The sequence below is a fragment of the Vibrio sp. 03_296 genome, from assembly GCF_002265885.1.
Genome location: NZ_NPKW01000955.1, coordinates 1 through 817 on the forward strand (window position 1 = coordinate 1; position 817 = coordinate 817).

Sequence of the window (817 nt, forward strand, 5' to 3'; positions counted from 1 at the left end):
TGCAGAACTTGAAGCGGCTGAAGGTGAAGTGGTTGAGAAACTGGTTGACTCTAAAGGCGCAGCAGAGCGTCCAGCACCAATGACGCACGCGGAATTCCTTGTTTGGTGTATTGACCGATGCGCCTGAAGAGGTGGAACACAAATACATTCAAGTGGAACCTTGGCCAGAAAAAGTGTGGCTTGAAGGGGAGCGTGAAACGCTGGGCCTTTATTTGACAGGGCACCCAGTTAATGCGTATCTCACGGAACTCAATAAGTACACCAGTTGTCGATTAAAAGACGCCACCCCAACGCGTCGTGGACAATTCACGACACTGGCTGGCTTAGTGATCGCCGCCCGTGTGATGACCACCAAGCGTGGTACGCGTATCGGTATCATGACATTGGATGATCGCAGCGGTCGTATGGAAGTGATGTTGTTCTCAGATGCGTTAGACGGTATGCAGATCTGCTGGAAAAAGATAAAATCTTGGTGGTTTCCGGACAGGTCCAGCTTTGATGACTTCAATGGTGGCCTTAAARTGACGGCTCGCGAAGTGATGGACCTCGGTTCTGCGACGTGAAAAATACGCCAGAGGAGTGTCAGTTTCGATTGCCGCATCTACAGATTGATGACCAGTTTTTTGAGCGCTTTAGCCGGATCTTAGAACCGCATAAAGCCGGAACGATTCCTGTCAATGTATACTACCAGCGTGCCGACGCCAGAGCGCGGTTAACATTGGGCACGGAATGGCGAGTAACGCCTAGTGATACATTACTTGATGAATTAAAAATGTTGCTTGGTAAGACCAGGATAGAACTCGAAATTTAACTAATT

2 pseudogenes are annotated in these 817 nt (G+C 48.9%); both read left to right on the plus strand.

The features are described from left to right. Positions 1-106 (plus strand): annotated as a pseudogene (locus tag CIK04_RS29105) (transaldolase); the annotation flags it as partial. Further along, positions 99-811: pseudogene (locus CIK04_RS29110) on the plus strand (OB-fold nucleic acid binding domain-containing protein); the annotation flags it as partial. The pseudogenes CIK04_RS29105 and CIK04_RS29110, both read left to right, overlap by 8 nt. Between the last annotated feature and the right edge of the window lie 6 nt (positions 812-817).